We start from the raw sequence: 23,916 nt of genomic DNA on the forward strand, positions 1-23,916 counted from the left end.
GCCGGGCGGGGGGCCGCCGGGGGCGGGGTGGCTGTGGCGGGGGTGGCTGTGGCGGGGGGGGTCGCGCCGGGGCGCCGGGGTCGGGCGCGGGGGTGGTGACGGAGGGTGGCGGCGGGTCAGGCGGCGCGGGCGGCGTGCAGGGCCTCGGAGAGCCGGGCGGCGGCGCTCTTCGGGTCGGTGCTCGCGTGCGGCGACAGCCGGATCCAGCCGCCGCGCAGGGTGGTGGCGAGCCCCGCCCGGGTCAGCACGTCGTGGACGGCCTGCGGGTCGGCGCCGGGCAGGCGGAAGCGGGCGATGCCGCTGCCCGTGGCGCCGGGCGTGCGGGCGCCGGCGGCGCGGGCGGCGTCGAGCAGCGCGTCGAGGGCCCCGTCGATCAGGGCGGCGATCCGCTCGATCCCGGTGTCGCGGACCAGGGCCAGTCCCGCGCCCAGCGCGGCGACGGCCGGGCCGTCGGGGTTGGTGAGGGTGTGCGCGATCGCGCCGGGGCGGGCGGGGCGCGGGTGGTCGGGCGCGTCGATCGGGTCCAGGACGCCCGACCAGCCGCCGAGTCCGGGTTCGAGCAGATCGGCCACCCGGTCGCGCACCAGCAGCAGCGCCGCGCCCCAGCCGGCCCGCAGCCACTTCTGGCCGCCCGAGGCGAGGACGTCCGCGGCGTCGGATTCGAGGTCCACCGCGCCGAGCGCCTGGACCGCGTCCACCACCAGCACCCGGCGCGGGCCGATCACCTCCTTGATGGCCGCCAGCGGCGCCCGGAACCCGGTCGCGGCGTCCACCGCGCACACCGACACCGCGCGCACCCCCTCGTCCAGTTGGGCCCGTACCGCGTCCGCCGTCATCGGACCGTCCATCAGGCGCACCGCCAGGCCCCCGTTGCCGGCCGCGCGCAGCCAGGGGTAGAGGGCGCCGGGGAAGTCCGCCCGGCTCGCCAGCACCGTGCCCGGGCCCGGGCCTGCGGCGGGGGCGGGGGCGGGGGCGGGGGCGCCGAAGGCGTGGGCGGCGGCGAACATGCCGTGCGAGGTGGAGCCGACGAAGGCGATCTCGTGGGGTGCGCAGCCGAGCAGCCCGGCGGCCGTGCGGGCGCACTCCCCCGTCGCCGCGTCCAGGGCGGCCAGCGCGTCCCAGCCCCGGTGGTGGATCGCCGAGGCCGCGCCGACCAGCACCTCGCGCACCCGGGCGGAGACCGGTCCGAACCGGGCGAAGTCCAGGTAGCCGGAGGGTTCGTCGAACTGCTGCAGGTACTCCTGGACGGTCCGTTCCGACATGGCGCCATTCCTTCGATTTGAACGTTCAAACACACAAAACCCAGCAGAACCGAACAGTCCCGAACGAGTGGGTCACAGCAAACGCCCGCCCTCGCGGCGTCGTCAAGGGCCGCGCACGGCGGCGCGGGCCTTCGAGATCCTTCCGTTACCGTGCGCGACGAACGTCTTGTCAGTGCCATTTCACATTGCTATGGTGCATGGTCGCGCAGCCGCCGTGGGCGGGTCCACGGCGGCTGCGTGCGGTGCGGGGCGGTGCCGGGCGGGGCCGGGCGGCGCGGGGCGGTGCCGGATGGCGCCGGGCGGGGCGGGTGCGGGAAGGGCGGGTGCGCGGGGCGCCCAGGGGGCCCCGCCGGGCCCGGTCCACTCCCCCGCGACCGTGGACCGGGCCCGGCGGGCGCCCGGTCAGGGGCGGTCGAGGGTGATCGAGTTGATGGGCGTGAGGTCGGCGTAGACGCCGTTCTGGGCGGCCATGTCGTAGTTGCAGCCGGCACCGTTGTAGCCGGTGCACAGGTGGGCGTGGGCGCCGCCGGACTGGTTGTTGAGCACCCAGTGCCAGCCGTTCTGGTTGCTGAGGTTGTGGGCGCCGTAGCTCCAGAAGACGTCGGTCGGCGAGCCGGTGGGCGAGTCCTGCGGGTAGATGCAGACCGCCCCGTACGGACAGCCGTCCCAGCTGCCGTCGGCGGCCTGGGCCCCGGTGGTGTCGACGCTCAGCACGGCGGCCGCCGCGATGGCGAGGGCGGCAACGCCCCGAATCGTCCTGCGCATGGGTGTTTCCCTCCGTTGCGGCCGTTTTGGCCGGTTGTCAGCACTGTAGGAGGGCGGCGGCGGCCCGTCGTACCTGACGGATGACAGGGTGCGGGGCGCCAGCCAGGGCGTTGACGGAGGCGCCGACGGGGGCGCCGACGGGGCGTCAAGGAATCCTTGACAAGTGAGCCTGCGTCAAGGTTTCCTTGACACATGCTGATCACGAAGCCCCAGGGCCTTCCCGGGACCACGCCCCCCGCCGTCACGCCGCTGGCCGCGGCTCTCCCGCTCGCGGTGGGCCTGCCCGCCCTGACCGCGGTGTTCGCCGACCGGCTCGGCACCCCCGCCACGGCCGCGCTGGCCGCCGTGGACCTCGCGCTCATCGCCGCCGTCGGCGCGCTGGCCGCCCGGGCGAACGCCGGCGCCGAGCGCGCCCGCCGCGACGAGGCCGTGCTCGACGCCCTCCTCCCCCTGCCCGCCACCGCCGTTGCCGCCGACGGGGTGCGGCGATGAGCGGCGAGGCGTTCCTCGGCCCGCAGGAGGCCGCCCGCATCCGCGAGGGCATCGCGGCGGCCGTCCTCGGCGCCCCCGAGGGCCTGGCCGAGTCCCTGGAGCACGACTCCGACGGCTACCTGCGGCTGGTCGACGCCTCCCGGGTCGGCGCCGAGGAGGCCGGGCGCCTGCTGCGCGAGGCCGTCCAGGGGGCCCGGGCCTCGGGCCACAGCTGGGACGCGGTGGGCCGCGTCCTCGGGGTGAGCCGCCAGGCGGCCCAGCAGCGCTTCGCGGACAAGCCCGCGGACGCCCTCCCGAGCGCGGCCTCCCCCTACCTGCCGGGCGCCCCGGAGCGCCGCATCCTCAGCCCGCTGTCGGCCGTCAACGAGATGGCCGCGCTGGCGGAGGCCGGCCGGATGGGCTGGCACCTGATCGGCTACGGCGCGCTCCACCACGAGGTGGAGCTGTCCGACCGGCCCTGGGAGCACTGCCGGGTGACCCTCGCCTCCGCCGGGCGCCAGCGCCGGATGGAGGCCGAGGGCTGGATCCCGGTCGGCGCCGGCTGGTTCCCGTGGCGCTACTACAAGCGCCCGCTCAGCCCAGCGAAGAGCTGACGGCACGTCACATCGCGTCGGGTCCGGGCGTCGACCGGCATCCCCGTGCGGCAGATGGAACAGCGGAACGGGCGAACGTTCTCTCCGGCCGATCCCTCGGCGGCACCACGACGGCCCCCGTCCTGTCCTCCCCCAGCGGGCGGTCGGGGCGGCGGCCTCGCGCATCGCCGGGTCAGACGGTGCCGAACTCCCCGGCCTGCACTGCGGAGACGAAGGCCGACCACCCGGCAGGGGAGAACCCCAGCTCCGGGCCACTGCGGTCCTTGCTGTCCCGCACGGGAACCGCGTCTTCGACCTGGGCGACGTTGGTAGCGACTTCGATGCACTGACCGCCGTCGCCCTCGCTGTATGTGCTCGTCTTCCAACTGCGCGGCGGGTGCCAGTTGACGGCGATGGGTCCGGTTGGAGTCACGTTGACCAGCTCCCTCAAGGCACTTGTGATCAAGCGGGCGGAGTCCGGTGCCGACAACGCGACTGCCCGAAGCCGATCATAGGCCCGGGTGTGCCGCTCTATCGTCGCCGGATCGTTGACAGCGTGGCCGCGGCTCATGCTCTCCGAGTAGGCCCAGCGTTCGCCGTCCGGCAGCTCAAGCAGAGTGAAGCCTCCGACGGCCCCGGTTCGTTCGCCCAGCTCGAAGGGGGCGACCTGAACGACGATATTCGGATTCTGGGCCGGAAGGTCGATCAACCGTTGCAGTTGGTCACGCATCACTACCCTGCCGCCCACGTGTTGCCGGATGACGCCCTCATCCAAGACGACAATCAGCAGCGGGCCCGACGCGGCCAGGAACCTGGCCTGTCGGCTGATTCGAGCGCGAACACCTCGCTCAATGGTGTCGTGGTCGGCATGGGGTTGGGCGAACCTAAACAGCGAGCGCGCGTACGCCGGACTCTGAAGCAGTCCCGGAACCCGGCGGCTGCTGTACTCGCGGACCTGGGAGGCCCGCGCTTCGAGCCCCGCGAAGAACTTGAACCAGTCGGGGTGATCCGGGGCGGTCGTCCAGTCGACGTCATCCCACGCGGCGACAAGTTGCCCGTCGGTCCGAAGCAGGACGTCACACCGTTCGGCGAAGTCCCTGGGCGGCTGCCTCTCCAGCGACTCGAACTTGCGCACGTAGCTGTCATCAAGGGTCAGCGCCCGGGAGAGCGCGGCGCCGGAGTTGTAGCCGGCGCGCAGCCGGGTGTTCTGAAGCAGCCAAGCCCAGGCCTCAGGGGTGAGCGTCCGCTTCGACGCCGGTCGTCCTGCCACGTAATCCTCCTGTCATTCAGGACAGTTGGGGCTGTCTCGATCAATTCAGGACAGCACTTCTGTCGTGCGGTCAGGTATACCCCTTCGGCTACCCGGAGTCGAAGCTGGATAGCGCACAGCGACGACGAAGGGCGGCGGTGGTGGGAACGATCTACACCCCGAAGCGGCGGGAACAGGTGCGCGACCGGCGGTCCGGACGTGTCGGCGAGTACATGGGCACGTACGGCGGATTGGTCCATCTGCGGCCGGTCGGGGGCGGGTGCGAGTGGACCACCGACCCGGACCGGGTCGAGCCCCTGACGGCCGTCTCGAAGCCTGAGCCGGCGAATCCGAGCGGGGCGCCTCCGAGGCCGGCGCCCTGATGCCGGTGTTCGTCATGGCGTTCGGCTCCGTCTTCGGCGGCGGAGTGGCGAGCACCGCAGCACTCGTCGAAGGCGCAACAGCACCTCTCAGGCGAAAGGCGCAGAAGTGAGCAAGGATCCCCCCACGTGCGAGTGCGGCAGGCCGGTCACCCTGACCGGCACGGTGACGGACAGCGACGTACCCGACTGGGTGTGCCGCTGCGGCAGGTTCGGCATCGTGCTCCCGCCCGGCTACCGGGAACGGCACCCCGACGAACCGCCGGTCATGGTCTGCGGACGGAAGAGGCGGGCAACCCTGCCGGTGGCCGCGTGAACCCGTACGGACGGGCGGCGCGAACCGGCCGACGGCTGCGGCCGGTTCTCACGCGGCCGATCACGGCCGTCCACGTCGTCTGGGGGCCTGTCTCCAATGGTCCTGGCCCGTGGCCGCGTTCGGCACCTGTCGGCGCTGCCGTGCGCGCCGCATAAAAAGACTGCGCCGACGACTGGACCGTCGGCGCCGTCGGCCCCCGTCCCGGCCGCAACGACCGTCCGAGGACGTGCAGTCGGGCCCCGTCCGCCACGCACACCCCCGGCGAGACGGACGGGGCCGGACCCGGCCAACGGCTCCAGCCGGAAGGCAGGTTGCGCCCCGCCTCGGACGACCGCCGGACGAACCGGCGCCAGGCATCGCGGGCCGGTCCCGGCAGGACGGTCCGGGCAGGACGGTCCGGGCAGGACGGTCCGGGGGACGGGTACCGCAGGGGCCGGAACCGCGGCGCAGGGGCGGGTCAGCAGGCGAAGTCGACCCGGCGGAACGTCGCGTAGTGGTCGGCGGTGTAGTAGTCCTCGTGGTACGCCTGGCCGGTGACGATGCGGCGGGCGCCGCGGGTGGGGGACCCGGGGGTGACGACGGTGTACTCGTGGTAGTAGCCGGAGGACTTCGCGGGCAGGACGCGCTCGCGGTTCTGGAAGACGATGCCGTCCTGGGAGTAGGGGAACGGGCCCCCGGCGGCGATCAGGTCGAGGGTGTGGTCGGCCTGGGACGGCAGCGCCGACAGGCACACCGTGCCGCTGACGGCGGCGTGGGCCTCGGTGGCGACCGCGGCGGGCGCCAGGGTCAGCAGGGTGACGGCGGCAACGGCGGCGGCGCGCGTCTTCCACGCGCGTAGAGTTCTGGTCATGACAACAGTGTGGCCAGCTGTCGGGGCTGGTCGGAAGGGGCGTCGCGAGTCTTCACCCGGGGGTAACCGGCAGCACGGCCGGGCGACTTGATCCGTACGCACGGCGGTCCGCGGACCGGGGGCCGGGCGGGCGGGGAGGACCGGTGCGGGCCGGTGCGGATCCGGGTGGGCGAGGTCGTAGGCCCGGGTCGTAGGGTGACCGGATGTCCCTGATCACCCTGCATGACAAAGCCGTCCTGGCCGCACGGTTCGAGCGCGATCCGGCGCTGCACATGATGGAGCTCGGCGACCTCGACGACCTGCTGTGGCCGCACACCACGTGGTACGCGCTGGCCGGCGGCGAGGGGCCGGTGGCCCTGGTGTACGGGGTCGGAGAGATCCCGACCGTGCTGGGGTTCGCGCGGCCGCGGCAGGCGGGGGCGCTGGAGGAGCTGCTGCGGGCGATGCTGCCGGTGCTGCCGCGGCGGTTCACAGCCCATCTGACCGGCGGCGCGGGCGGGGTGCTGTCGGCGGCGTACACGGTGGAGCACCGCGACGCGCTGGTGCGGATGGCGCTGACCGACCCGGACGCCGCGTCGGCGCACCCGCACGGCGGGTGGCTGCCGCGGACCCTGGACAGCGGCGATCTGGCGGAGGTGCTGGCGCTGTTCGCGGCCGCCTATCCGGGCAACTGGTTCGACGAGCGGATGCTCGCCACCGGGCGGTACACCGGGGTGCGCGACGCGGACGGCGTGCTGACGGCCGTCGCCGGGGTGCACGTGTACTCCCCCGCCCACCGGGTGGCCGTGGTCGGCAACGTGGCCACCCTCCCGTCGGCGCGCGGGCGCGGCGCGGCGGGGGCGTGCGTCGCGCAGCTGTGCCGCCTGCTGCGCGAGGACGGCGTCGACCGGATCGGGCTCAACGTGCACGCCCACCACGCCACCGCCCGCGGGCTGTACGAGCGGCTGGGCTTCGCCGTCTCCGAGGCCTTCGAGGAGGCCGTGTTCAGCGCACGCTGAGCACGCGCACCGAGCGGCGGCCACGGGGGCGGGCCGCTACGCTCGGGCGCAGCAGGCCCCTTTCGAGCCGGCGGGCGCCGGGTAAGGGCGGTACGGCGGTGTGGCCACGGATCGACGGCATGCGCTCCCTTGAGCTGGGCACCCCGGACGGGATGCGGACCTGGTTGAACTCCCTGGTGCTGAGCGGGGCGAAGACCACGACCACCGGTCTGTTCCGGGAGTACGCCGAGCAGGGCGAGGAGCTGGAGCACGTCGGCGAGCGGCTGGTTCTGCTGGACGGGCTCGGCCGCCCGGTCGCCACCGTCGAGATCACCGCGGTGGAGGTGCGGCCCTTCGGCGAGGTGGGCTGGGAGCACGCCGCGGCCGAGGGCGAGGGTGACGCGTCCCTGGAGGAGTGGCGCGCGGGCCACCGCGGCTACTGGCAGCGCCTGGGCAGCAGGGTCGAGGACGACACCGCCGTGGCCTGCCTGGCCTTCCGGCTGGTCGACAAGCCCTAGGAGCGTGGGTCGCTAACTGGGAGTGCGCGGGTGCGGATCCGGTGCCGTTTCGTGCTGCGGATCCGTAGTGCTGCAACGCAGGCGGCGACGAAGATCATGGCGATGCCTGTGCCGGTCAGCACTTGGCGGGCCCCCAGGGCGGTGGTGAGGGGTCCGCCCAGTGCCGCGCCGACGGGTGACGCTGTCAGTAGGACGGACGCGCGCAGGGCGAGGACGGTGGTGAGGAGGGTTGCCGGGGTGTGGTCCTGGAACAGTTTGAAGGCCAGGGCGCTGTAGGGGCCGTAGATCACACCGCCCAGGGCGAACCCCCCGAGGGAGAACACTGCTGGTGCGTGGAGTCCGAAGGGCAGCATGGCCAGGCCGTGACCGGCGATGATGCACAGCAGGACCGGCCACAGCGGCAGGTTTCGCAGGGTGCCGACGGCCAGGGTGCCGGTGACCGCTCCGATGCCGAATGCGGCCCAGTACAGGCCGAGGGCCCCCGCGCCGGCGTGGAGGTCTTGGGCGACGAACAGGGGCAGGGCAACTTCGACGGGGCCGTAGAACAGGTTGAACAGCCAGGTCACCGCGAGTAGGCCGAGCAGTTCGGGCCGGGCGCGTAGGAGGCGCAGGCCTTCGCCCGGTCGGATGTCGGGGGCCGGCCCGGCGGGCGCCGGAGTATCCGGCTCGCCCAGGCGCGCGCTCTGGAGGGCCAGTGCGGCGAAGGACAGGGCGTCCAGGCCGATGATCCAGGCCGGGGCGATTGCCGCCGCGAGGACTCCGGCGAGTGCTGGGCCGACGATCGTGGACGCACAGGTGCTGGTGCTGAGCAGTGCGTTGGCCGCCAGGTGCTGCTCGGCGGGGAGGACTTGGGCGGCCAAAGCGTACTTGGCACCGCCGCCCCAGGCGTGCAGGAGGGATGAGCCCGCGAGCAGCGTGAGGTAGAGGGCGGGGTGGAGTATGCCGAGCGCCCACGCGAGGGGGATGCAGCCGAGGAAGAGAGCGCGTGTCCAGGCGTTCGCGCGGATCAGCCGCGGTGCGGGAAGGGAGCGCAGCCATCGGCCCAGCGGCAGTGCGCCGATGGCGCCCGGCAGGATGTAGGCGGCGACTGCGGCTCCGATCAGCGGGCCGCGCGCGCCGGGCGGGGAGATCTGTACCGCCAGCCATGCCACCGCGACCATGCTCATCCCGTCGCCGAGGTCGGATATCGCTAGTGCGGGCAGCAGGCGCCGGAACGGGCGGTGGGCGAAGAGCGGTCGGTACGCTTGGGGCAGCCGACGGAGCAGGCGTGCTGAGATCATGTGGCCAGGCAAGCGGTTCAAGCGCGCTTGAAGTCAAACGACGGGCGATGCGGTGCGATACGTGGGCATAGGGGAGCTGGCGCGCCAGTCGGGCATGCGGGCCTCGGCCCTGCGCTACTACGAGAGCCTGGGGCTCCTGCCCGCCGCGCGCCGCGAAGGCGGACGCAGGGTGTGGCCTGCCGCCACCCTGCGGCGGATCGCGCTGATCCGGATGTCGCAGCGCGCGGGGTTCACCCTGGCTGAGATCCGCCGGCTGCTGGACAGTGACACCAGCCAGGGCGCCACCCGCCAGTGGCGGGCTCTGGCCGAGCGCAAGCTCCCCGAACTCGACCGCGTCGTCCAGCAGACCCAGCAGCTGCGCGAAGCGGTCGCGGCCTGCCTCGCCTGCGGCTGCATGAACTTCACCGACTGCGGACTCCTGGCCAGCTCACCCGCCACGGATACCTGATCGGCTCCTCCGAGGCAACCGCTTCCCACCGATCCCGACCACTCGGCGGGTTGCCCGTTACCGACCCACGCTCCTAGGCGTCCTCTCTTTCGGGTCACGCCGGGCGGGTGGCGCCGGTGCGGTAGCGGCCGGGGGTGGTGCCGAAGAGGCGGGTGAAGGCGTGGGAGAGGGCGTAGGGGGTGCTGTAGCCGACGCGGCGGGCGACGGCCTCCAGGGGGTGGGCGGTGTCGCGTAGCAGGGCGGCGGCGCGGGTCAGGCGCCACCAGGTGAGGTAGGCCATCGGGGGGCTGCCGACCAGGGCGGTGAAGCGGCGGGTGAGGGTGGCGCGGGAGACGCCGGCCCGCTCGGCGAGGCGGTCGGTGGTCCACGGGTGGGCCGGGTCCTCGTGCACGGCGCGCAGGGCGGCGGCCACCACGGGGTCGTGCAGCGCGGCGGGCCAACGGGCCCCGGCGGGTTGGGCGGTGGATGGTTGGGCGGTGGGCGGTTGGGCGGGCCGGGTGGCGGGTTCGCGGGTGAGCCAGGCGCGGACCATGTAGACCAGCAGCAGGTCGATCAGGCCGGGGACGGCGAGCGCCCCGCCGGGCCGGTCGGCGGCCAGTTCGCCGCCCAACAGGTCGACGGCGGCGCGCAGTTCGGGGTGGCGGCCGAGGCGGTTGGGCAGGTGGACGACGTCGGGCAGTTCGGCCATCAGCGGGTGGGTGCGGCTGTGGTCCAGGCGGTACTTGCCGCACAGCAGCTCGGCCGCCCCGACGTCGGGATCGTCGGGATCGGCGTCGGCGGGCGCATCCCCGTCGGCGGGGGCCTGCGGGCGGGCGGGGGTGAGCAGTTGGTCGATCGGGGTGGCGTTCGCGGCCGCCTCGGCGTCGAGCGCGGCGTCGGCCAGGACGTGGCCGGTGCCGTGCGGCAGAAGGACGGCGTCGCCCGGGCCCAGGACGAGGGGGGCGCCGCCGTCGGGCAGCAGCCAGCAGCCGCCCGCCAGCACGACGTGGAAGCCCGCGCCGTCGTAGGCGGGGATGCGGGCGCGCCAGGCGCCGTGCACCCGCAGGCGGTTGGAGGAGGGCCGGCCGATCCGCACGGCCGCTATCGCGTCGCTGACCACGTCCATGCGCCGATGGTAGCCGTTCGCCGCCGTGGTGAGCCGCTCTCGTATCGGCAAGAGCCTGACAGGCATTGATCGGCTCACCAGCCCGCTCCTAGGGTGGGGGCAGTTGCCGAAACCAGGGAAAGCCGGAGGGGCCGTGGAACCGATCGTGCTCGGGGACGTGGAGATCGTCAGGGTCGTGGAGTGGCAGGGGACGTTCGGCCCGGTCTCCAGGATCGTGCCGGATGTCGGGGCGCAGGTGTGGCGGGACAACGAGGAGTGGCTGGCGCCCGGGCACTGGGAGCCGCAGAGCGACGGCTACGTCGCCGCGATGCAGACCTGGGTGGTGCGCAGCGAGGGGCGCACGGTGCTGGTGGACACGGGGGTGGGCAACGGGCGCAGCCGGCCGGCCAGTCCGCACTTCCACGACCGGCAGGGGGACTTCCTGGGGCGTCTGGCGCGGGCGGGTATCGCGCCGGGGGATGTGGACGTGGTGGTGAACACGCACTTCCACGCCGACCATGTGGGGTGGAACACCGTGGACGCGGGTGGTGAGTGGGTGCCGGCGTTCCCGAACGCGACGTACCTGTTCCCGGCGGCGGACGACGCGGCCTACGGGCCGCAGGGGCGCTACGGCGAGCGGCAGGCGCCGGCGGACGGGCAGGGGCGGCTGCACTGGGAGGAGCGGCGGTTGATGTACGCCGACAGCATCGAGCCGGTGCACCGGGCCGGGCAGGCGCGGTTGTGGGAGGGGGGCCACCGGATCGACGGGAACCTGGTGTTGGAGTCGGCGCCGGGGCATACGCCGGGGTCGTCGGTGCTGCGGGTGTCCTCGGGCGGGGAGCGGGCGGTGTTCGTGGGGGATCTGCTGCACAGTCCGGTGCAGATTCTGGAGCCGGGGTGCAACAGCTGCTTCTGCGAGGACCAGGCGGGGGCGGCGGCCAGTCGGCGCCGGGTGCTGGAACGGGCTGCGGACGAGCGGGAGTTGGTGGTTCCGGCGCACTTCGGTGGTGCGGGGGCGGCGCAGGTGCGGCGGCGCGGTGCGGGGTTCGAGATCGCGCGGTGGGCCGTGTGAGGAGGGGCGGTCCGGGCCGGGTGGGGTGGCCCGGGCCGGGCCGGCCTGGGGTGTTGCGCCCGCCTGCGGTGGGTCAGGGCGAGTCGGGGAGGTCCCGGCGGTTGTCCTCGGCGGCCTTGCGCTCCGCCTCGCGCAGCCGGGCCACCGCGCGGGCCAGGTCCTCGGCGGCCAAGTGGAAGGCGGTCCGGGTGTCGGGGCGGTGGGCCAGGTCGGACAGGGCGGCGGTGAGCCGGCGCAGGGTTTCGACGGGCTCGGCGAAGGAGGCCAGCAGGGCGGGCTCCTCGGCCGGGCGGGGGCGGCGGTCGCGGGGCAGGGCGGTGAGGCGTTCCAGGGCCTCGTTCAGCGGCTTGCCGCTCTCCCCCATCGCCTCGGTGACGGGGTGCTGTTCCTCGGTGGCCATGTCCACTTCCCCTCGTGGTGCGCCGGGCGGGGCCGGTCGGCCCGCCCCTGTCACCTGCGGGTTCTACCCGCCCGGGGGCCGCCGTACCCGGCGGTTCGGCGGCCGCGGCCGTGACGGTCGGTCAGGGCAGGGCAGGGGCGGGGTGGTCGGGCGCTAAGGCAGGGGCCGGTGGCCGGGCGGGGCGAGGGCGGTGTCGTCGAGGATCCGCTGCACGGTGTCCTGCAGGGTGCTGTCCGCTGTGAAGACGTGTTCGGCGCCGCCGGGCAGCAGGTCGCGTTCGCGGTACCAGGCGGCCATCTCCTCGGGGGTGAAGTCGGCGGCCTGCGGGCGGGTGGCGTGGCGGCGCAGCGTCTCCTCGAAGGGGATGTCGAGGTAGTACAGGCGGGTGCGGCCGCGGTGGTCGGCGGCGAGGCGGGTGAGCATGTCGGCGTAGTGGCCGGTGGTCAGGATGCCCTCGACGACGGTGTGGTAGCCGTGGTCGAGGGCGTAGCGGGCGACGGTGTCGATCAGGCCGATGTTGGCCGCGCCGGGGGTGTCGCGTTCGCGAAGGACGGTGCGGCGCAGGGTGTCCTGGGCGACGAGTGCGAGGCCGCGGCCGTGGCGTTGGCGCAGGGCGGCCGCGATGCTGGACTTGCCGGAGCCGCTGTTGCCGCGCAGCACCACCAGGACGGTGTGGGGGCTTCCTGTCACGCCCTCCACGGTAGCGGGGGCGCCCTGGGGCCGGTGGCGGTTGCCCGGGACGGCCGTTGGTCAGGACGGCCGTTGCCCGGGGTGGCGGTTGGTCAGGACGGCGGCTGCTGGCGGTAGGCGTCCAGGGCGGGGGCGGTGGTGGTGGCGAGGAACTCGGTGACGGTGTAGTCGGCGAGGCCGGCGCGGGTGAAGGGGTCGGTGCGGGTGATCTCCTCGATCGCGGCGCGGTCCTGGCCGGTGGCGAGGATGATGCCGCCGTCGCGGGGGACCTTGCGGCCGGAGGCGAGGAAGGTGCCGGCCTCGTAGTGCTCGCGCAGCCAGGCGATGTGCTCGCCGAGGACGGCTTCGATGCGGTCCAGCGGCGCGGTGTAGGTGAGTTCCAGGACGAACATGGCGTCAGGCTAGCGGCCGGGCCCGGCCCACGGCGGGGCGGGGGCGGGGAACGGGTCGGGCCGGGAACGGCTGCCGGGAGGTTTTGCCAAACGGTCGACCAACCGGGCCGGCGGCTTCGGTAGCGTCCGGTCCATTCGTCGGTTCGAGCGGTGCGGGTCCCCGGTGGCGGGGGTCCGCCGGAGGGGTGTGCCATGGGTGCGGTCGGGGTGTCGGAGGCTGCGGCGGGGTTGGCGCGGGCGTGGTGCTCGCAGGTGCTGGCGCGGGTGGGGTCGGCGGAGGTGAAGGTCCTGCGGATGGACGCGATGCCGGTGGAGGAGGAGTGGCACGAGCAGGCGGAGGTGCTGCTGGTGCTCGACGGCCGCCTGGAGCTGGTCGTGGAGGGCGCGGTGGTGCCGGTGGGCCCGGGCGGCCTGTACGTGGTGGAGGCGGGGGTGCGCCACGCCGTCGGGCCGGGCAGCCGGGGCACGCTGGTGATCGTGGAGGCGCCGGCCGGCTGAGCGTTTTTCGCTCCCCTGGCAGCGTGTCAGGCACCATCATGCCAGCTCAGGGGTGTCGGCGGTAGGACGTAGCGCACGCCGGTGCGGCCTTGTCCGGGCGGGGCGGCGGCCGCAGACTTCTCGTCATCCACTCCCCCGGCCCGCGTGCCGTCACCCCTGTGCGGGTGGCGGCGCGTGCGTCGTGCTGTCCGGCCGCCGGGGAGGGTGCGGACGAGGCAGGGGGAACGGCGATGGGTCGACCGGTGGATCAGGACATGGTGCTGCGGGCGCGGGTGCTGCTGCTGAGCGCGGACCGGCGGGTGGTGCGCGGAGCGCGGGGGCTGGCGGCGTACCGGCTGCTGGCGCAGGCCGATGCGGCGGTGTACGGGTCCAAGCTCGCCTACGTGCTGCTGGAGGCGGCCCGCTCGGCGCAGGTGCGGGACCTGCCGCAGGCGCGGCTGGCGCTGCTGGAGGAGGCGGTCGCGGTGGCGGGGGCGCTGGAGGAGGGCAACCCGTTCCGGGCGAGGGTGCTCGGCCGGGCGGTGGAGGCCCTGCGGGCGGAGCGGGCCGGGCTGTGAGCCCGGCTGCGGGCCCGGTCCGGGCGCGGGGGCTGCCCGTACACGTGCCGATTGCGGTAGAACTTTGGCTATTTGACGATTGATCGGGAGATTCTGGATGAGTACGTCGGCAGTTTCGCGCCGCGGTCTGATCACCGGCCTGGCGGCGGCCGTGGTGGGCTGGAACACCGTCGGCCGGTCCTGGGCGGTCACCGGCGGCGCGGGCGGGGACGGGAGCGCGGGCGGGGACGGGAGCGCGGGCGGGGACGGGAGCGGGGGCGCAGCCGCGGACGGCGGGGGCGCGGGGTCGGTGGCCGCGCTGCCGGCGCTGGATGGGAGCGTGGTCGTCGACCCCGCCGTCCTGGAGGGCTTCGCCGGGGACTTCGGACACCTGGTGGCCGCCGCGCCGCGGGCCGTGCTGCGGCCGGGTTCGGTCCGGGACGTGGTGGCGATGGTGGACTTCGCGCGCCGCCACCGGATCCCGGTCGCGATGAACGGCCAGAGCGGGGAGGCGGGCGCCGGCGGGGAGGGCCTGGAGTCGCACTCCAGCTACGGCCAGGCCACCGCGCCCGGGGGCGTCGCCGTCGACGCGCGCGGCCTGGACCGGATCGTGTCCATCGCCCCGGGGCGGGCCGTGGTGGAGGCGGGCGTCACCTGGGCGCGGCTGACCGACGCCGCGCTGGCGCAGGGGTGGATGCCGCCGTGTCTGACGGACTATCTGCACCTGTCGGTGGGCGGGACGCTGAGCGTGGGCGGGATCGGCGGCGGTGTGCAGCGCTACGGGCTGCAGGCGGACACGGTGGAGTCGATCGACATCGTGACCGGCACCGGGCGGCTGGTCACCGCCTCGGCCAACTGCGAGCGGGAGCTGTTCGAGGCGGCGCTGGCGGGCGGCGGGCAGGTGGGGATCATCGTGCGGGCGACGCTGCGGCTGGTGCCGGCGCGGGAGCGGGCGCTGGTGTTCAGCCTGTTCTACGACGATCTGGCGGCGTATCTGGGCGACCAGGAGCGGCTGATGGCCGAGGGCCGGTTCGACCTGCAGGTCGGGGAGGCGCTGCGCGGTGCGGCGGGGAGCGCGTGGCGGTACCGGATCGAGGCGGTGGCCCTGTACGACGGGGGCGCGGTGCCGGACCGCGAGGCGCTGCTGCAGGGGCTTCGGCACGTGGCCGGGGAGACGGTGGTGGTGGACCAGGAGTTCCGCGCGTACGCGTTCCGGGTGGACGCGTTCGCCGGGTACCTGAAGGCGGCGGGGTTCTGGGGGCTGCCCAAGCCGTGGCTGAGCCTGTTCCTGCCGGCGTCCACGGCGGGGGCGTTCATGCGGGAGGCGGCGCGGGAGCTGACGCCGGAGCATCTGGGGGCGGGGATCCTGCTGTTCTACCCGTACGCGGCCGAGCGGTTCACCCGTCCGTTCGCGATGGTGCCCGAGGAGCCGGTCGGCTTCCACTTCGACCTGTTGGCCTTCCCCGCGCCGGGTGCGGACGTGGCCGCGATGCTGGAGCGCAACCGGCGCCTGTACGAGCGGGCGGTGGCGCTGGGCGGCAAGCGGTACCTGGTGGGTGCGGTTCCGCGGATGGGCCGCGAGGACTGGCGGCGCCACTACGGGCGGCGCTGGCCGGCGCTGGTGGCGGCCAAGCGGCGCTGGGACCCGGCGGGGATCCTCACGCCGGGCCAGCGCATCCACGCCTGAGCGGGCGGGGCTCTGCCCGGTCACCGGGCGGTGCGGTGGGGCCCGGGTGCCGGTCGGCCCGGGGCCGGCCGGTGGCCTGGCGCGTGCCGGGACCCGCAGGGCGCCGCCGGTGAGGGCGGCCGCCGGTGCCGGATTCTTCGGCGGACCGGGTTCAGACCAGCCGGTGCATGCCCGCCGAGCGGGGGGCGGTCGGGGTGAACCCGTACTGCGCGTACAGGTGGTGGGCCGGTCCGTCGGCGATCAGCGACACGTACGCCCCGGCGGGCGCGCGGCTCTCCAGCTCCGCGGTCAGCCGGGCCATGATCCGCCGGCCCAGCCCCCGGCCCTGGTGCTCGGGCAGGACGCACACGTCGACGATCTGGAAGACCGACCCGCCGTCGCCGACCACCCGCCCCATCCCGACGGTGCGCCCCTCGTGGTGCACGGTGACGCCGTACCAGGTGTTGGGCAGTCCGGCCGCCACCGCCGCGGCGGGCCGGTCGCTCATGCCGGCGCCGGTGCGCAGGCGGCGGAAGGTGTCGACGTCGGGCACGCCGGAACGCAGCTCGTAAGGGTTGCTGATGGTGTTCATAGGTTACATGGTACGGGTGGGGCGCGATTGGCAGGGAGGCCGGGGAGGGGGTGCCGGTGGGCTGCTGGACGCGAACCTGGCCGGCGCGCCGGGCGACCGGGCGACCGGGGCCTGAGCGCGCCCGGCCGCCCGGCCTTTCGGGGCAGGGGTGTTGACGGTTCGCCGGATTCGTCAGGTGATTTCCATCTGGGCCATCATCCCCATCGCGGAGTGGTCGAGGAGGTGGCAGTGGTAGGGGTAGCGGCCGCGGTAGGAGTCGAAGGTGGCCTGGAGGCGGACCGTCTCCCCCGGCAGCAGGCGCACGGTGTCCTTCAGGCCCGCCTCGGCCGGGCCGGCGGGGGCGCCGTTGCGCTCCAGGACGCGGAACTGCACCAGGTGCAGGTGGAAGTTGTGCGGCACCAGCTGGTTGGCGTTGGTGACCGTCCACACCTCGCTGGCGCCGAACGCGATGCGGGTGTCCACCCGGTTCTCGTCGTAGACGCGGCCGTCGATGGTGGCCTGCGGGTTGGCCCGTCCGTCCTCGTCCATCCGCAGGACGACGGTGCGCTGTGCGGTGGGCGCGGCGAGCGGGGGCAGGGTGCGCAGCCGCGCGGGTACGGAGCTGGCGTCGTAGGCGGCGCGGACGACGTCGAAGCGCAGGACCTGGCCGGTGAGTTCGGCGGGGCCGGGGGGCAGGGTGTTCTGCAGGACGAGGCGGGTGCCGATGGGGTAGCGGGAGAAGTCGATGACGACGTCGGCGCGTTCGCCCGGTGAGAGGTCGACGGTGTCGGTGGTGAAGGGGCGTTCCAGTAGGCCGCCGTCGGTGCCGATCAGGGTCATCGGGCCGCCGTCGGCCAGGCGCAGGGAGAAGAAGCGCAGGTTGGAGGAGTTGAGCAGGCGCAGGCGGTACTTGCGGGCGGCGACCTCGACGTAGGGCCAGGGGCGGCCGTTGGCGAGGATGGTGGTGCGGTTGAAGGGGTCGTCCATCTGGTAGACGAGGCGGCCGGCGTCGTCGAAGCGGGCGTCGCGCAGGGCGATGGGCAGTTCGTACTGGCCGGCGGGCAGCGGCAGGGCGCGTTCGGTCTCGTCGGTGAGCAGGTAGAAGCCGGACAGGCCGCGGTAGACGTGTTCGGACTCCAGGTGGTGGGCGTGGTCGTGGAACCACAGGGGGGCGTGGGGCTGGTCGTTGGGGTAGGTGTAGGTCTTGGCGGCGCCGGGGTTGATGAGGTTCATCGGGCCGCCGTCGCTGTCGACGGGTACGCGGGCGCCGTGCAGGTGGACGGAGACGGGCTCGTCGAGGCGGTTGACCTGTTTGATGACCACCCTGCGTCCGGAGCGGGCCCGGATGGTGGGGCCGGGGAAGCTGCCGTTGTAGGTGAGGACCTCGGTCAGGCGTCCGGGCAGGATGCGGGTGCGGACCTTGAGCATGGTGACGGTGTAGGTGTCGGCGCCGCCGTCGGTGGAGGCGGGGCTGAGCACCGGGGGGATCGGCATCGCGGTGGTGAACGGGAGCACCGGGGCGGCCGTGCCCGCGCCGGCCCCGTCCATGCCGCCGGCCCCGTCCATGCCGCCCATGCCGGCCATGGCGTCGGCGCCGGCCGTGCCGTCGGCGGCGGTGGCGGTGGCCGCCGGGTGCAGGGTGGAGCGCATGACCAGCACCCCCGCCCCGCTCGCCAGGGCGGCGCCGATCATCCTGCGTCTGGTCACCATCGGTCCTCCTGCACGCGGTGCGCGTGGGCGTGCGCCGGCCGCCCGGCTGCGGCCCGCTCCGAGGCGATTGCAACAGCGGGCGCCTGCGCGCCGCTTGAGTCCCGCTGAGGCCGGCACCGGCCGCGCCCGAGGCCCCGGGGGCGGGCCCCTGGGCGGCGCGGGTGAGCTGGGCGTGTTGCGCGGGGGTTGCGGTGGGCGCGTCACGGTACTCGGGAAGGAGTCGAAGAGCCCTCGAGGAAGGGTCGAAACGTGGACCTGCGGTACTGGCTGCCCCGCGCGGTCGAGGTCGCCGAGCGGTGGGGCGAGCGGTTCGGCCCCTGGCGGGCGCACCCCTCGCACCAGGTGGGCGATGAGGAGTTCGCCCCCGTCTTCGAGCGGTTCGCCAAGCGGATGGAGCACAACTACCCGTTCTTCCATCCCCGTTACGTCGGACAGATGGTCAAACCGCCGCACCCGGCCGCGCAGGTGGGCTATGTGACGGCGATGCAGTTCAACCCCAACAACCACGCCTACGAGGGCGGGCCCGCCACCAACGACATGGAACGCGAGTGCGTGGCCGCGCTGGCCGCGATGTTCCGGCTGCCCGCGCACGTGGGCCACCTGACCAGCAGCGGCACCATCGCCAACCTGGAGGCCCTGTACGTGGCCCGCCAGTGCCACCCCGGGCGCGGCATCGCCTACAGCGCGGAGAGCCACTACACGCACAGCCGGATGTGCCACGTGCTGGGCGTCGAGGGCCACGCCGTGCCCGTGGACGGCGCCGGGCGGATGGATCCGGGCGCGCTGGAGCGGCTGCTGGCCACCGGGCGGATCGGCACCGTCGTCGTCACCGCCGGCACCACCGGCCTGGGCGCGGTGGACCCGGTGCACGAGGTGGTGGCCCTGGCCCGCCGCCACGGCGCCCGGGTCCATGTGGACGCCGCCTACGGCGGGTTCTTCGCGCTGCTGGCCCTGGCCGAGGACCCCGCCCGGCGCCTGGGCATCGACCCGCGCCCGTGGCGGGCCATCGCCGGCTGCGACTCGGTGGTCGTCGACCCGCACAAGCACGGCCTGCAGCCCTACGGCTGCGGGGCGGTGCTGTTCGCCGACCCCGGGATCGGGCGCCACTTCGCGCACGACTCCCCCTACACCTACTTCACCGACGCCGAGCTGCACCTGGGCGAGATCAGCCTGGAGTGCTCGCGGGCCGGCGCCTCGGCGGCCGCGCTGTGGCTGACCCTGCAGCTGCTGCCGCTCACCGCGGACGGCTTCGGCGCCGTCCTGGCCGGCGGGCGCCGCGCCGCGCTGCGCTGGGCCGAGCTGATCAAGCGCTCCCCCGAGCTGAAGCTCTACCAGAGCCCGCAGCTGGACATCGTCACCTACTTCCCCGCCACCGGCCCGCACGGGGTGCCCGTCGCCGGCCCGACCGGCTGCCCCGCCACCGGCCCCGGCAGCCGCGCCGCCGGGCACCTGTCGGAGGTCGACGCGGCGAGCGAGCGGATGCTGCGCGCCGGCATGGACAGCCCGGACGACCCGCTCTACCTGAGCCTGCTGCGCACCGACGCCGCCGCGTTCACCCGCCGCCACCCCGACGCGGTGCCCGACGCCGCCACCGCGCGGATCCTGCGCAGCGTCCTGATCAAGCCCGAGGCCGAGGACCACCTCGACCTGCTGCACGAGCGCGTCACGCGGCTGGCCGCCGAGAGCCTGCCCCAGCCCTCCCTGCACTGAGCCGTCACCTCACTGAGCCGTCACCGCGCCGCCACCGAGGAGAGTCCCGTTGACCACCGCCACCCCCGCCCCCGCCACCGCCCTCGCCCCGCTCGACCGCGCACCGGCCGCCCCCGCACCGCTTGACCGCGCTCCGGTCGGGCGGGCTCCGGCGCCGCCCGCCCGGGCCGCCCGCCCGCAGGAGGGCGCCGCGCTGGCCGCCCTGCTCGCCGCCGCCTTCCAGGAGGACCCCCTGACCCTGTGGGCGTTCCCCGACGAGGAGCACCGGCGCCGGATCCTGCCCGCCTTCTTCCGCGTCTTCCTCGACCAGGCCCTGGCCTGGGAGGGCGTGCTGACCACCGACGCCCTCGACACGGTCCTGCTGTTCCTGCCGCCCGGCGCCTGGGAGCAGGGCGAGGCCGACGGCGAGGCGTTCGCCGCCCGCCTCGCCGAGGCCGTCCAGGACCGGGCCGCCGTGCGGAGGCTGGAGGCCATCACCCGCCTGCAGGCCGAACGCCACCCCCGCCACCGCCCGCACTACTACGTCTCCTTCGCCGCCGCCGCCCCCGGGCGCCGGCGCACCGGCGCCGTCTCCGTCCTGCTGCACCACCTGCTGGAGCGCGTCGACGCCGAGGGCCGCGCCGTCTACACCGAGGCCAGCTCCCCCGGCGGGGCGGCGGCCGCCCGGCGCGGCGGCTTCACCCCCTTCGGCGAGGCCATCGCCCTGCCCGGCGGCGGCCCGCAGCTGCGCCCGATGTGGCGGGGCCCGCGGTGAGCGGCGACCTGCGGCTGTTCTCCGCCGAGCAGATCGAACGCGGCGAGGCCGCCGCCCACCCCGAGGTCGGCGAGATCCTCCACTGGAGCCGGCACTTCCTCACCACCGCCCACCCCGACCTCGGGCGCAGCGGCCCGGTCTGCCCGTACACGCAGCCCTCGCTGCGCCGGGGGCTGTTCCACGTGGCGGTGGTGGAGGGCGGGGACGGGCCCGGCGGCGGTGACCTGCCGGCGGTGGTGGGGCGGCTGCGGTCCTGGTACGACCGGTTGTCGCAGCGGCTGTCGGAGGAGTCGGACCGGGAGCTGCTGACGGTGCTGCTGGTGCTGCCGCAGCTGGACCGCGCGGACTCCACGGTGCTGGACGAGCTGCAGCGCAAGGCCAAGGACGAGTTCGTCTCGCAGGGCCTGATGATCGGCCAGTTCCATCCGGTGTGTGCGGAGGGGGGCCTGTGGAACGCCGCGTTCCGTCCGCTGCGCTCGCCGGTGCCGCTGCTGGCGGTGCGCAAGCTGCTGGTGTTCGACCTGCCGTTCCTGGTGGGCGACGAGACGCACCTGGACCACTACCTGCGCCGCTTCGCCCCCGAGGTGCCGGCCCGCATCCGGGACCAGCTGGTCTCCGGGATGATGGGCGTGGACACGGGCATGGGCGCGCGCGTGGTGGCGACGGCGGGGGTGTGACCCGTCGCAGGTGACGCCGGGCACCGCCCCGGCACGGCCCCGTCCGGCACCCGCCGGACGGGGCCGCCGCCTTTCGGGGGCGGGCCGCGTAGACGGCTGTCCGGTGTGCTCACGGTTCGGCGGGGCCCGGCGGCCTTCCCCCGGGTCCCGGGCCGACGGCCGCAGTGGCGGTGGTGGACGCGGGCCGGCGGGATGAGGGGATAATCGGGGCATGAGTTTCCCCGTGATGCCGGACGGCCGCTGCGACCAGTTGGCCGCACGGCTGCCGCAACGGCTGGAGGACCTCGCCGGACCGGTGTGCGGCACGGTCGAGCTGCCGGTGCACCTCGTGTGGTCGGGGCTGAACCGCTTCGATCTGGAGCGCCCCAGGCTGAGGATGGGCCTCTACCGGGTGGTCCTGACCGAGGGCATGCGCGAGGACCTGGTCCGCTTCCTGGACGCGGGGCTGCTGGTGGAGCTGTGGCCGGTGCTGCGCACCCTGGTGGGCCCGGCGGTCCGGATGGTCTGGGAGGGCGCCTTCACCGAGCTCGCGGCGGCCGCCCGGCCCGCAGCGGCGTGAGGCTCACCCGGCTGCACCGCGCACTCCTGGCGGACGTTCTCGCGGTCGGCGCCCCGTATGCGCTGGTGCTGACCGGCGGCTACGCGGTCCAGGCCCACGGGCTGGCCGACCGCCTCAGCCGGGATCTGGACGTGGCCACCGAGCACCCGGCCGCCATGCGGGAGATCACCGACACGCTGCGGCCGGCTTCCCACTGCGACCCGGGCGGGGGTGTGACCCGTCGTGGGTGACGCCGGGCACCGCCCCGGCGCGCGTGGAGTGGGAAGTCGGACCTGCCGACTTCCCACTCCACGCGTGCTTCCGGCCCGGGTCACGGCCGGTCCGTGGGCAGGTGGGCGGGCAGTTGTGCCCAGATCGTCTTGTGGTGGGTTTCGTGGTGGGTGCCCCATCGTCTGGACAGGGCCTGGACGAGGAGGAGGCCCCGGCCGCCCTCGCTGTCGTGGTCGGGGCGGGTGAGCACGGGTGTCTCGGGTGAGGTGTCGCGGACCTCGATGACGATGCTGTCGCGCAGGCCGAGCACGCGCACGGTGATGAGGCCGGTGGTGTCCGCCTGGTTCGAGGTGGCGGTCGCTTTGACAGCGTTGCTGACCAGTTCGCAGACGACGAGGGCGGCGTCGTCCTCAAGGGCGCCGGCCTTCCACTTGTCGAGGGCGAGGACGGTGAACCTGCGGGCCAGGGAAGCTGCGGAGCGGGCGGCGGCCAGGTGGAGCTGGTCGGTGAACCGCGGGCGCAAGGAGAGGTAGAACGGCGCCCCGCCGTGGGGCCCGGTCAACGGTCCTCGTCCAGGGCTGCGACCTGGGCGCCGGTCGCGTACTCGATGCGCAGGATCATGACGTCCTGGAGGGCGCGGGTGAGCGCCAGGTCCCGGTAGGAGGGGACCACCGCGTGCGGTGCCCCGGACTGCTCGACGGCCCGGACCAGTTCCTCGAAGGCCGACAGGCTGCCGTGGACGAACTCGTGGAACACCGCACCCAGTGCGCCCCCCTGTGCTTCGGCGTAGGCGAGCATCTGATCCTCCACCAGCTTCACCTCCTCGTCGGGCATGTCGTCCGGGACTCGCATGTAGCCGAAGATCAGCGGCCTCATGGCCGGGCCTCCTCTGGGAGTGGATACCGGACCGGAGGGTGCTGTGAGTCCAACCTCGATCCGACCGGTCCGGAGCCCGCCAGCCGCCGGTGGAGGCTCGGCTGACGACCCGTCATGGACTCCCAGAATAGGCTCCCACACGGTAGATTGGACTCCTATTTTAGGAAATCACTCGTGTGGGGGACCGTCCGATGCGGCCTGCGGCACAAGGGCATAATGAAGCACTCGGTCGACCAGGTGGAGGTCCAGCAGCGTGGCTACCCCAACGATCCAGAGGCGCCGGCTGGGCAACGCGCTGAAGCGGGCACGCGAGCAAGCGGCCAGAACGCAAGACGAGGCCGCCGAGCGGATCGATGCCGCAGCAAGCAAGATCAGCCGACTGGAGCTGGGCCAGAGCGGGATCAAACTGACCGATCTCACGATCCTGCTCGACTACTACGGCGTGGTCGGTCACGAAGCCGAGTGGATGAAGGAACTGGCCCGCGCAGGGCGCCAATGGGGCCGCTGGACCGGCTTCCTGGGCGCCATCCCCGACTGGTTCCGCACCTACGTGGATCTTGAGGCGGACGCCTCCGAGCTGCGCTGGTACCAGCCCGAGGTGGTACCGGGGATCCTCCAGGTCGAGAGCTACATCCGGGCGATGAACCTCAAGGCGCGCCCCGGGCTCTCGGACGAGGAAAGGGACCAGCAGCTCAAGGTGCGGCTGGAAAGGCAGGCGATCCTCGACGGGCCGCACGCCCCCGTACTGCACTTCATCTTGAGCGAGTCGGTGATCCGTCGGAACATCGGCGGCGAGGCCGTCATGCGGGAACAGCTGCTTCACCTGGCCGAGGCGGCAGAGCGTCCCGACATCGAGCTTCAGGTACTTCCGTTCAACGCTCAGACGTTCGGCGCCGCATGGGTGGGCTTTACGATCATGCGCTTCGACCACGACGCCGCCTCCGATGTCGTCTACCTGGAGGACTACACCGATGCGACGTACCTGGACAGGCCGGATGGGGTTCAGTCCTACAGCGCGCTGTGGAATCGCCTGCAATCTGCGGCCCTGGGGCAAGTAGAGTCGAGGAACATGATCCTTGGCCTGGCAGGCGCCGACTAGCACAGGCCGTCCGACAGAGAGCTACGTCCATGAACATCCCAGACTTCACCGGCGCTGCGTGGCACAAGAGCACCTTCAGCGGTGACAACGGCGGCCAGTGCGTAGAAGTGGCCTTTCACCAGGGCGCCGTCGGAGTCCGGGACTCGAAGGCCGAGAGCCGAGGCCCCGTCCTGGCCTTCGCCCCGCAGGAGTGGCACGCCTTCGTCGAAGGTGTCATCGCCGGCGAGTTCTGAGCCGCACTCTTCAGCGGCACCACCACGGAAGTCCCCGAGGGCGCGCGGCCGCAAGTGAGCCGCGCGCCCT

29 protein-coding genes and 1 pseudogene are annotated in these 23,916 nt (G+C 74.0%); 17 read left to right on the forward strand and 13 right to left on the reverse strand.

Translation table 11 applies throughout. The features are described from left to right. Positions 1-116 precede the first annotated feature (116 nt). Together ACIGZJ_RS31355 and ACIGZJ_RS31360 are read right to left on the reverse strand one after the other, a co-directional pair. A complete protein-coding gene (locus ACIGZJ_RS31355; RefSeq protein ID WP_396460449.1) occupies positions 117-1,262 on the reverse strand; it encodes an aminotransferase class V-fold PLP-dependent enzyme in 1,146 nt (381 codons plus the stop codon). A 402-nt stretch (positions 1,263-1,664) separates the two neighbouring features. Beyond that, entirely contained in the window at positions 1,665-2,027 is a 363-nt protein-coding gene (locus ACIGZJ_RS31360; RefSeq protein ID WP_392935014.1) for a hypothetical protein, read from the reverse strand. 192 nt (positions 2,028-2,219) lie between these two features. On the opposite strand from ACIGZJ_RS31360, the gene ACIGZJ_RS31365 reads away from it, so the two are divergent. Together ACIGZJ_RS31365 and ACIGZJ_RS31370 are read left to right on the forward strand one after the other, a co-directional pair. Next, a complete protein-coding gene (locus tag ACIGZJ_RS31365) occupies positions 2,220-2,519 on the forward strand; it encodes a hypothetical protein (RefSeq protein WP_396460450.1) in 300 nt (99 codons plus the stop codon). Beyond that, a complete protein-coding gene (locus tag ACIGZJ_RS31370; protein WP_396460452.1) occupies positions 2,516-3,112 on the forward strand; it encodes a hypothetical protein in 597 nt (198 codons plus the stop codon). Before ACIGZJ_RS31365 ends, ACIGZJ_RS31370 begins: the two co-directional genes overlap by 4 nt. A 172-nt stretch (positions 3,113-3,284) precedes the next feature. On the opposite strand, the gene ACIGZJ_RS31375 is transcribed toward ACIGZJ_RS31370, so the two are convergent. Beyond that, entirely contained in the window at positions 3,285-4,361 is a 1,077-nt protein-coding gene (locus ACIGZJ_RS31375; protein ID WP_396460453.1) for a DUF397 domain-containing protein, read from the reverse strand. A 468-nt stretch (positions 4,362-4,829) separates the two neighbouring features. On the opposite strand from ACIGZJ_RS31375, the gene ACIGZJ_RS31380 reads away from it, so the two are divergent. After that, entirely contained in the window at positions 4,830-5,036 is a 207-nt protein-coding gene (locus tag ACIGZJ_RS31380) for a hypothetical protein (RefSeq protein ID WP_396460454.1), read from the forward strand. A gap of 457 nt (positions 5,037-5,493) precedes the next feature. On the opposite strand, the gene ACIGZJ_RS31385 is transcribed toward ACIGZJ_RS31380, so the two are convergent. Then, positions 5,494-5,886, reverse strand: coding sequence for a ribonuclease (locus tag ACIGZJ_RS31385; protein WP_392935007.1), 393 nt, complete (start codon positions 5,884-5,886; stop codon positions 5,494-5,496). 203 nt (positions 5,887-6,089) lie between these two features. Here ACIGZJ_RS31385 and ACIGZJ_RS31390 point away from each other — a divergent pair, with 203 nt between their 5' ends. Both ACIGZJ_RS31390 and ACIGZJ_RS31395 read left to right on the forward strand, forming a co-directional pair. Continuing rightward, positions 6,090-6,884, forward strand: a complete 795-nt coding sequence (locus tag ACIGZJ_RS31390) for a GNAT family N-acetyltransferase (RefSeq protein WP_396460455.1) — start codon at positions 6,090-6,092, stop codon at positions 6,882-6,884. 119 nt (positions 6,885-7,003) lie between these two features. Continuing rightward, positions 7,004-7,381, forward strand: a complete 378-nt coding sequence (locus tag ACIGZJ_RS31395; protein WP_396460456.1) for an ASCH domain-containing protein — start codon at positions 7,004-7,006, stop codon at positions 7,379-7,381. On the opposite strand, the gene ACIGZJ_RS31400 is transcribed toward ACIGZJ_RS31395, so the two are convergent. After that, positions 7,378-8,661 (reverse strand): MFS transporter, encoded by a 1,284-nt coding sequence (locus ACIGZJ_RS31400; protein ID WP_396460457.1) that lies wholly within the window; start codon positions 8,659-8,661, stop codon positions 7,378-7,380. The two genes, ACIGZJ_RS31395 and ACIGZJ_RS31400, sit on opposite strands and share 4 nt — an antisense overlap. Before the next feature lie 61 nt (positions 8,662-8,722). Between ACIGZJ_RS31400 and ACIGZJ_RS31405 the strand changes: the two genes are divergently transcribed. After that, positions 8,723-9,109, forward strand: a complete 387-nt coding sequence (locus ACIGZJ_RS31405) for a MerR family transcriptional regulator (RefSeq protein WP_396460459.1) — start codon at positions 8,723-8,725, stop codon at positions 9,107-9,109. Between the two features lie 94 nt (positions 9,110-9,203). On the opposite strand, the gene ACIGZJ_RS31410 is transcribed toward ACIGZJ_RS31405, so the two are convergent. Next, positions 9,204-10,214 carry a cupin domain-containing protein gene (locus ACIGZJ_RS31410; RefSeq protein WP_396460460.1) on the reverse strand — a complete coding sequence of 337 codons (1,011 nt, stop codon included), beginning with the start codon at positions 10,212-10,214 and terminating at the stop codon, positions 9,204-9,206. A gap of 133 nt (positions 10,215-10,347) precedes the next feature. Between ACIGZJ_RS31410 and ACIGZJ_RS31415 the strand changes: the two genes are divergently transcribed. Continuing rightward, on the forward strand, positions 10,348-11,265 hold the full coding sequence (locus ACIGZJ_RS31415) for an MBL fold metallo-hydrolase (RefSeq protein ID WP_396460461.1): 918 nt from the start codon (positions 10,348-10,350) through the stop codon (positions 11,263-11,265). 73 nt (positions 11,266-11,338) lie between these two features. On the opposite strand, the gene ACIGZJ_RS31420 is transcribed toward ACIGZJ_RS31415, so the two are convergent. The 3 genes from ACIGZJ_RS31420 to ACIGZJ_RS31430 all read right to left on the reverse strand — a co-directional run bounded on the left by ACIGZJ_RS31420 (position 11,339) and on the right by ACIGZJ_RS31430 (position 12,747). Beyond that, positions 11,339-11,665 (reverse strand): hypothetical protein, encoded by a 327-nt coding sequence (locus ACIGZJ_RS31420; protein ID WP_396460462.1) that lies wholly within the window; start codon positions 11,663-11,665, stop codon positions 11,339-11,341. Positions 11,666-11,818: 153 nt separating this feature from the next. Then, positions 11,819-12,355: a kinase gene (locus tag ACIGZJ_RS31425; protein WP_396460463.1), complete on the reverse strand. Its 537-nt coding sequence runs from the start codon at positions 12,353-12,355 to the stop codon at positions 11,819-11,821. 92 nt (positions 12,356-12,447) lie between these two features. Further along, entirely contained in the window at positions 12,448-12,747 is a 300-nt protein-coding gene (locus ACIGZJ_RS31430; RefSeq protein ID WP_396460464.1) for a YciI family protein, read from the reverse strand. Between the two features lie 192 nt (positions 12,748-12,939). Here ACIGZJ_RS31430 and ACIGZJ_RS31435 point away from each other — a divergent pair, with 192 nt between their 5' ends. The 3 genes from ACIGZJ_RS31435 (at position 12,940) to ACIGZJ_RS31445 (ending at position 15,468) form a co-directional block, all read left to right on the forward strand. After that, the gene (locus ACIGZJ_RS31435) at positions 12,940-13,245 is read left to right on the forward strand and encodes a cupin domain-containing protein (RefSeq protein WP_396460465.1); all 306 of its coding nucleotides are present in this window, start codon (positions 12,940-12,942) and stop codon (positions 13,243-13,245) included. A gap of 242 nt (positions 13,246-13,487) precedes the next feature. Continuing rightward, complete coding sequence (locus tag ACIGZJ_RS31440) at positions 13,488-13,802, forward strand: hypothetical protein (protein ID WP_396460466.1); 315 nt, start codon at positions 13,488-13,490, stop codon at positions 13,800-13,802. A 97-nt stretch (positions 13,803-13,899) separates the two neighbouring features. Continuing rightward, positions 13,900-15,468, forward strand: coding sequence for an FAD-binding protein (locus ACIGZJ_RS31445; protein ID WP_396460468.1), 1,569 nt, complete (start codon positions 13,900-13,902; stop codon positions 15,466-15,468). Between the two features lie 151 nt (positions 15,469-15,619). Here the strand turns inward: ACIGZJ_RS31445 and ACIGZJ_RS31450 are convergent, their stop codons facing one another. After that, positions 15,620-16,039 carry a GNAT family N-acetyltransferase gene (locus ACIGZJ_RS31450; RefSeq protein ID WP_396460469.1) on the reverse strand — a complete coding sequence of 140 codons (420 nt, stop codon included), beginning with the start codon at positions 16,037-16,039 and terminating at the stop codon, positions 15,620-15,622. Positions 16,040-16,210: 171 nt separating this feature from the next. Then, positions 16,211-17,728, reverse strand: a complete 1,518-nt coding sequence (locus ACIGZJ_RS31455) for a multicopper oxidase family protein (protein WP_396460471.1) — start codon at positions 17,726-17,728, stop codon at positions 16,211-16,213. A 249-nt stretch (positions 17,729-17,977) separates the two neighbouring features. Here ACIGZJ_RS31455 and ACIGZJ_RS31460 point away from each other — a divergent pair, with 249 nt between their 5' ends. From ACIGZJ_RS31460 to ACIGZJ_RS31480, 5 genes and pseudogenes are all read left to right on the forward strand, one after another. Next, positions 17,978-19,438, forward strand: coding sequence for a pyridoxal phosphate-dependent decarboxylase family protein (locus ACIGZJ_RS31460; RefSeq protein ID WP_396460472.1), 1,461 nt, complete (start codon positions 17,978-17,980; stop codon positions 19,436-19,438). Between the two features lie 49 nt (positions 19,439-19,487). Continuing rightward, complete coding sequence (locus ACIGZJ_RS31465) at positions 19,488-20,192, forward strand: hypothetical protein (protein ID WP_396460473.1); 705 nt, start codon at positions 19,488-19,490, stop codon at positions 20,190-20,192. Beyond that, entirely contained in the window at positions 20,189-20,869 is a 681-nt protein-coding gene (locus ACIGZJ_RS31470; protein WP_396460475.1) for a DUF6875 domain-containing protein, read from the forward strand. Before ACIGZJ_RS31465 ends, ACIGZJ_RS31470 begins: the two co-directional genes overlap by 4 nt. Positions 20,870-21,080: 211 nt before the next feature. Further along, on the forward strand, positions 21,081-21,428 hold the full coding sequence (locus ACIGZJ_RS31475; protein WP_396460476.1) for a transcriptional regulator: 348 nt from the start codon (positions 21,081-21,083) through the stop codon (positions 21,426-21,428). Beyond that, a pseudogene (locus ACIGZJ_RS31480) lies at positions 21,425-21,610 on the forward strand (nucleotidyl transferase AbiEii/AbiGii toxin family protein); the annotation flags it as partial. The gene ACIGZJ_RS31475 and the pseudogene ACIGZJ_RS31480, both read left to right, overlap by 4 nt. A 128-nt stretch (positions 21,611-21,738) precedes the next feature. Here ACIGZJ_RS31480 and ACIGZJ_RS31485 read toward each other — a convergent pair. Further along, positions 21,739-22,200: an ATP-binding protein gene (locus tag ACIGZJ_RS31485; protein ID WP_396460478.1), complete on the reverse strand. Its 462-nt coding sequence runs from the start codon at positions 22,198-22,200 to the stop codon at positions 21,739-21,741. After that, positions 22,197-22,514 carry a recombinase family protein gene (locus tag ACIGZJ_RS31490; RefSeq protein ID WP_396460479.1) on the reverse strand — a complete coding sequence of 106 codons (318 nt, stop codon included), beginning with the start codon at positions 22,512-22,514 and terminating at the stop codon, positions 22,197-22,199. The genes ACIGZJ_RS31485 and ACIGZJ_RS31490 overlap by 4 nt, the downstream gene beginning before the upstream one ends. Positions 22,515-22,767: 253 nt before the next feature. On the opposite strand from ACIGZJ_RS31490, the gene ACIGZJ_RS31495 reads away from it, so the two are divergent. Further along, entirely contained in the window at positions 22,768-23,613 is an 846-nt protein-coding gene (locus tag ACIGZJ_RS31495) for a helix-turn-helix domain-containing protein (RefSeq protein ID WP_396460481.1), read from the forward strand. 29 nt (positions 23,614-23,642) lie between these two features. Then, the gene (locus ACIGZJ_RS31500; RefSeq protein ID WP_396460482.1) at positions 23,643-23,846 is read left to right on the forward strand and encodes a DUF397 domain-containing protein; all 204 of its coding nucleotides are present in this window, start codon (positions 23,643-23,645) and stop codon (positions 23,844-23,846) included. Positions 23,847-23,916 lie beyond the last annotated feature (70 nt).

The sequence above is a fragment of the Kitasatospora sp. NPDC052868 genome, from assembly GCF_044547105.1.
Lineage (GTDB): Bacteria > Actinomycetota > Actinomycetes > Streptomycetales > Streptomycetaceae > Kitasatospora.

What these genes read in the sequence shown, in the direction of transcription:
- ACIGZJ_RS31355 (WP_396460449.1), bottom strand. Translation starts at nt 1,262, where the DNA reads ATGTCGGAACGGACCGTCCAGGAGTACCTGCAGCAGTTCGACGAACCC.
- ACIGZJ_RS31360 (WP_392935014.1), bottom strand. Translation starts at nt 2,027, where the DNA reads ATGCGCAGGACGATTCGGGGCGTTGCCGCCCTCGCCATCGCGGCGGCC.
- ACIGZJ_RS31365 (WP_396460450.1), top strand. Translation starts at nt 2,220, where the DNA reads ATGCTGATCACGAAGCCCCAGGGCCTTCCCGGGACCACGCCCCCCGCC.
- ACIGZJ_RS31370 (WP_396460452.1), top strand. Translation starts at nt 2,516, where the DNA reads ATGAGCGGCGAGGCGTTCCTCGGCCCGCAGGAGGCCGCCCGCATCCGC.
- ACIGZJ_RS31385 (WP_392935007.1), bottom strand. Translation starts at nt 5,886, where the DNA reads ATGACCAGAACTCTACGCGCGTGGAAGACGCGCGCCGCCGCCGTTGCC.
- ACIGZJ_RS31390 (WP_396460455.1), top strand. Translation starts at nt 6,090, where the DNA reads ATGTCCCTGATCACCCTGCATGACAAAGCCGTCCTGGCCGCACGGTTC.
- ACIGZJ_RS31395 (WP_396460456.1), top strand. Translation starts at nt 7,004, where the DNA reads ATGCGCTCCCTTGAGCTGGGCACCCCGGACGGGATGCGGACCTGGTTG.
- ACIGZJ_RS31400 (WP_396460457.1), bottom strand. Translation starts at nt 8,661, where the DNA reads ATGATCTCAGCACGCCTGCTCCGTCGGCTGCCCCAAGCGTACCGACCG.
- ACIGZJ_RS31410 (WP_396460460.1), bottom strand. Translation starts at nt 10,214, where the DNA reads ATGGACGTGGTCAGCGACGCGATAGCGGCCGTGCGGATCGGCCGGCCC.
- ACIGZJ_RS31420 (WP_396460462.1), bottom strand. Translation starts at nt 11,665, where the DNA reads ATGGCCACCGAGGAACAGCACCCCGTCACCGAGGCGATGGGGGAGAGC.
- ACIGZJ_RS31430 (WP_396460464.1), bottom strand. Translation starts at nt 12,747, where the DNA reads ATGTTCGTCCTGGAACTCACCTACACCGCGCCGCTGGACCGCATCGAA.
- ACIGZJ_RS31435 (WP_396460465.1), top strand. Translation starts at nt 12,940, where the DNA reads ATGGGTGCGGTCGGGGTGTCGGAGGCTGCGGCGGGGTTGGCGCGGGCG.
- ACIGZJ_RS31445 (WP_396460468.1), top strand. Translation starts at nt 13,900, where the DNA reads ATGAGTACGTCGGCAGTTTCGCGCCGCGGTCTGATCACCGGCCTGGCG.
- ACIGZJ_RS31450 (WP_396460469.1), bottom strand. Translation starts at nt 16,039, where the DNA reads ATGAACACCATCAGCAACCCTTACGAGCTGCGTTCCGGCGTGCCCGAC.
- ACIGZJ_RS31455 (WP_396460471.1), bottom strand. Translation starts at nt 17,728, where the DNA reads ATGGTGACCAGACGCAGGATGATCGGCGCCGCCCTGGCGAGCGGGGCG.
- ACIGZJ_RS31475 (WP_396460476.1), top strand. Translation starts at nt 21,081, where the DNA reads ATGAGTTTCCCCGTGATGCCGGACGGCCGCTGCGACCAGTTGGCCGCA.
- ACIGZJ_RS31490 (WP_396460479.1), bottom strand. Translation starts at nt 22,514, where the DNA reads ATGAGGCCGCTGATCTTCGGCTACATGCGAGTCCCGGACGACATGCCC.
- ACIGZJ_RS31500 (WP_396460482.1), top strand. Translation starts at nt 23,643, where the DNA reads ATGAACATCCCAGACTTCACCGGCGCTGCGTGGCACAAGAGCACCTTC.